This is a genomic window from Streptomyces sp. NRRL F-4489 (genome assembly GCF_001509485.1).
Taxonomy (GTDB): domain Bacteria; phylum Actinomycetota; class Actinomycetes; order Streptomycetales; family Streptomycetaceae; genus Streptomyces.
In genome coordinates this window covers 1-4,070 of the sequence record NZ_LLZI01000117.1, presented here as the reverse complement: position 1 = coordinate 4,070, position 4,070 = coordinate 1, and the positions used below count along the sequence as shown (strand labels likewise).

Below are 4,070 nucleotides of genomic sequence, written 5' to 3'. Positions count from 1 at the left end.
CCCCCCGCCTCGGCCCCGACCCCCCAGGGAGCCCCCCGATGACGCGCCACCCCTTCGAACCCGGCCGCCTGATCACCGGCGTCGCCGCCCTCGCCGTCGGCACCGGCTACGGCCTCGACGCCCTCGGCGTCTGGCACGCCCCCGGCCTCTGGTTGTTCCTCGCCCTCCCCGCCGGCCTGCTGCTCTCCGGCATCACCACCGCCGTCTGGGCCACCACCCGCCGCCACCACCAGCGGGACACACCATCCCGGGAGCCGGTGTGAACAGGGGGCGCCGGGTGGCGCTGCGGGGCGGGCTGGGGTGGCGCGGTTACCGGGGCGAGCGCGGTGTGCGGGGCGCGTGCGGGCCCGGTTTGCGGGATTGGTGGGGCGAGCGCGGTCGCTGGGGCTGGCGTGACCGGGGCCGAGGGACGGTACGGCGTGACCGGCAGGGTTGGCGTAGTAGCAGGCCAGGTCGGAGGTACTGCCGTGGTCGGCAGGGCCGGCGTAGCTGGCTCGGTTGGCGTGGCTGGCTCCGGTCAGGTGTGGGGCTGTGGAGGGCCGTAGGACGCTGGCCGCTCGCAGGGCGGTGGGCATGCGTCGAGCCCTGGGCGTCCGCAGGGTCGTGGGCGGTTGGAGAGGACCGATCGTGCGCAGGCCCCGGGGCGTATGGAGAGGCACAGTCATCCGCAGGGCTGGGCGGCTGTAGGGGCCTGGCAGTCCGCAGAGCCGGGGGCATCCGCCGAGACGTGTCGTCCGCGGGGCGGTGGGCACGCGTAAAGCCCTGGGCGTCCGAAGGATCGCGCATGGCCGTGGAGCCCCGGTCGGCCGCCGGACCGGGGGCGGCCGTAGAGACCCGGTCGGCCACCGGACCGGGGGCGGCCGTAGAGACCCGGTCGACCGCCGGACGCGGGGCGGCCGTAGAGCGGGGGGCGTCCGTAGAGCTCCGGGCAGCGGCAGCCGTAGGGCCTTGGACAGGCGAAGTGGCACGGACGGCCGACGTAGCGCGGAAAGCCAGCGAGTTGTGGGTGCGCGTGGGGGCGTGGGATACCGAAGGGGCTCGTTTCGCTCTGGCGGGGCGGTCAGTTGGGGAGTCGCGCATCGTGGCGTCGGCGGCGGTGGAACAGGGCCGCGTCCAGGGAGAGGCGGGGTGCGCCGGCCAGCAGCAGCGGGGACCAGGCGAGCAGGTAGGCGAGGTCGCTGCCGTAGTGATACGGGGTGGCGGGGCGGCTCACGGTGAGCCACAGCGTGAGGGCGATCAGCGTGCCGCCGAGCGCCGCTGCCCGTCCCAGCAGCCCGGCGAGGGTGCCGAGGCCGACCAGTGCGCCGGCGCCGGCGAGCGCGTAGGCCACGGCCACCGGGCTGCGCTGGGCCAGCTCCACCAACTGCGGTACGGCGGCGGTGTCACGCGCCTGCCGGAGCAGCTCGCCGAGCGAGCCATGGCCACTCGCGGCCGGGAAGGCCGGGTCGGTCAGCTTCTGGAGCCCGGCGTAGAGGAAGGTGCCGCCCAGGAAGAGCCGCAGCGGGAGCAGGGCGTGGCGGCTCAGTCGGCCGCGGAAGCCGCCGGTACGGCCGTCACCCACGTCGGGCGGGCGTATGCGGTATGCGTGGGCCATGGCATTCGCCTCTCCGTTGCCTACGGGAGCAGACGATTGTGCCGCCGCGCGTACGGCTTGGCGAGACGCCGGGGTGTACGTGGGTGGGATTCCTGTGGGTGGCGGTTACCGAACGTTCGGCGTTGCACGCGGGGCCGGATCGTCCCGCCAACTCCCTTCACAGCGGCCGGACTTGACGCCGGGGGCCGGGGCGCGTCGGAGCCGGGCCGTGTCCGCCGCGCGCCGCGATACACCGCAGCTGGTCGGCGCCGCATGCCGGGCCTGGACCTGGACGTTCAGTATCAACTGGTCGATGAGAGCTGGCAGTTCACGCTGCGGGGCTCTGCATTACACCCGTGTCGCTGCCCCTTGCCGCACCCCGTCCCACCCCCCCTCATCCGCCTCCGCGTCCCAAGCACCTTCAGCCCGTTCGGGCCCCTCGGCCTCCGCCGTTCGCGTTCCTCAGTCCTGGACCTCGATGCGGTAGGGGCGGGTTTCGGCGCCTGCTGCTGTGATGACGCGGACGTCGACCGGGCCTGGTTCGACGTCGACCGGGACGGGGACGGTCAGGACACCGTCCGTGGGGTTGGCGAAGCCTCCGGGGATGGGGACGAGGGGGACGGGGACGTGCACCGCGCCGATGCGGACGATCGTGCGGGCCAGGCGGTCAGGGGTGCCCGCGCCCGGCGGGACGAAGCCGGTGCCGCGGATCTCGATGTCGTCGCCGGTGCGGATCGGCGCGGCGAGGTCGCCCAGCTCCCGGGAGCGGACGATGGAGAGGATGACCGGTCGGCCGCCGGTGACGGCCTTGCCGGCCAGATACGTCACGCCGGACAGCCCGGCGAGCAGCACCAGCACCCACGGCAGCGCGGGGAGCCGGGCCGGGTCGGCGGCCAGCCGGACCAGCGCGAAGGCCAGTACGGCCGCGTTCACCAGCACGTACTGGGCGTCGGTGAAGCTGCCCCGGCCCGCGTCGTCGGCGAGCAGGTCAGCGGCCCGGGGCCGGTCGGCCGGGACCTTCTGCACCCGTCCGGACCGGACCCGCCCGGCGGTCATCCCGTAGGCCAGTACCGCCACCGCACAGGCGATGGCCAGCATGGCCAGCAGCCCGCCCGCGGGCAGCAGGCCCAGGCCCGGGAGGAGTCGGCGCCGACCCTCCGGGCCATGGGCCGCGGCGAGCTGTACGGCCAGGGTGAGGACGGCGTAGAGCACTGCCAGCACCCATGCCGCGGCGACCGTGCGGGAGGTGGACAGCCGGCGGTCCTCGCCGATCAACGGCGCGATGATCCCGGCGTGTTGGCGGTGGCGCCAGGCCGTCGCGGTCACGCCGAGGGCCAGTACGGCGGCGGCGGTCAGGGTAGCCGTGCGGCCCGCCGTCCAGCCGGTACCGAGGGCGGTCAGGGCCTGCGCGAGCAGCAGGGCCAGCACCGCCGCCCACACCGCCGCCGCGGTGCGCCGGGACACCGCCGGTGCCCAGGTGACACCCTCCGCGGCCCGCCGTTCGGCCAATGCCTTGGCGGAGAGCGTCAGTTCGTCCGACACCCATTGCCGGGCGGCGCCGGCGGAGTGCGCCAGTCCGGCCGGTACACCCCGCCCGGCGGCGAAGTCCTCACGTAGCGCGACGAACGCGGAGAGCGCCTGCCGGTGCCCCTCGCGGGCGCCGTGCGGGCACTGCCCGCACCGGCACGCGCCGCCGTCGCCGGGCGTTCCGCCGCCTCCCGGCTCGCCCCTTCCGGCCACCCTGCTCGCCGAATCCACCGACACGTCCGTACCGCCCCGCCGCCGCTCGTCTCAACTTCTCTGCTCCGAAAGGGGAATTGTGCCCCAGGCGCGTGGCCCGGCAGGTAATCGTCCTGGTCAGGGCGGGCTCGTACGGGGGCGGCAGGTTGACGCGGGAGCGGGTGGCGGGGTGGGCGCGCGCCGCCCGCCGGTGGCGAGACGGGCGCGCGCCGCCCGTAGCTGGCGGAGCGGGCGCGGGCCGGGCCGGTGCGACGGCCCCGCAGGCCGGGCCGGTGCGACGGGCCCGCAGCCGGGCCGGTGCGACGGGTGCCACCGCCCCCACGGGTGACGGGACGGGCGCTGGCGTCCGGACGTGCATTCCCAGGGCTTCCCCCGTTCGGACGAATCGCCGCTGATCGGCGGCTGTCCGGGCCCGGCACTGCGCAAGCTTCCCGCCGTGCGCCAGATACACGAACCGCCAGGAAACGATCCTGCAGACGCCCCGCACCGGGACCGGAGCCCCACCGCACCGGGCCGCCGGCCCGGCCCCCACCGCACCGCCCCAAGTCCGGACCCGGCCACCGGCCCACGTCCCGACCGCAGTACGGGCCGAGGCTCCGACCGCGACACCCTCGACCACCACCCCGGCACCGGCCCACGGCCACACCACCGCACGGACGAGCGCTCCGCCCGCGACGCCGGCCGACATCCCGGCCCCGGCACGGACCTGGATCCCGGGCGCCGCCGCACCGTCCCCCATCGCCCCCATCACCCCCAT

At 75.8% G+C, this 4,070-nt stretch carries 3 protein-coding genes; 1 reads left to right on the top strand and 2 read right to left on the bottom strand.

Translation table 11 applies throughout. The features are described 5' to 3' along the window. The first annotated feature begins 38 nt into the window (after positions 1-38). Positions 39-263, top strand: coding sequence for a hypothetical protein (locus ADL22_RS12040; protein ID WP_066976992.1), 225 nt, complete (start codon positions 39-41; stop codon positions 261-263). A gap of 797 nt (positions 264-1,060) precedes the next feature. On the opposite strand, the gene ADL22_RS12035 is transcribed toward ADL22_RS12040, so the two are convergent. Both ADL22_RS12035 and ADL22_RS12030 read right to left on the bottom strand, forming a co-directional pair. Next, complete coding sequence (locus ADL22_RS12035; RefSeq protein ID WP_066976989.1) at positions 1,061-1,594, bottom strand: DoxX family membrane protein; 534 nt, start codon at positions 1,592-1,594, stop codon at positions 1,061-1,063. A gap of 441 nt (positions 1,595-2,035) precedes the next feature. After that, the gene (locus ADL22_RS12030) at positions 2,036-3,337 is read right to left on the bottom strand and encodes a hypothetical protein (protein ID WP_420711555.1); all 1,302 of its coding nucleotides are present in this window, start codon (positions 3,335-3,337) and stop codon (positions 2,036-2,038) included. Positions 3,338-4,070 lie beyond the last annotated feature (733 nt).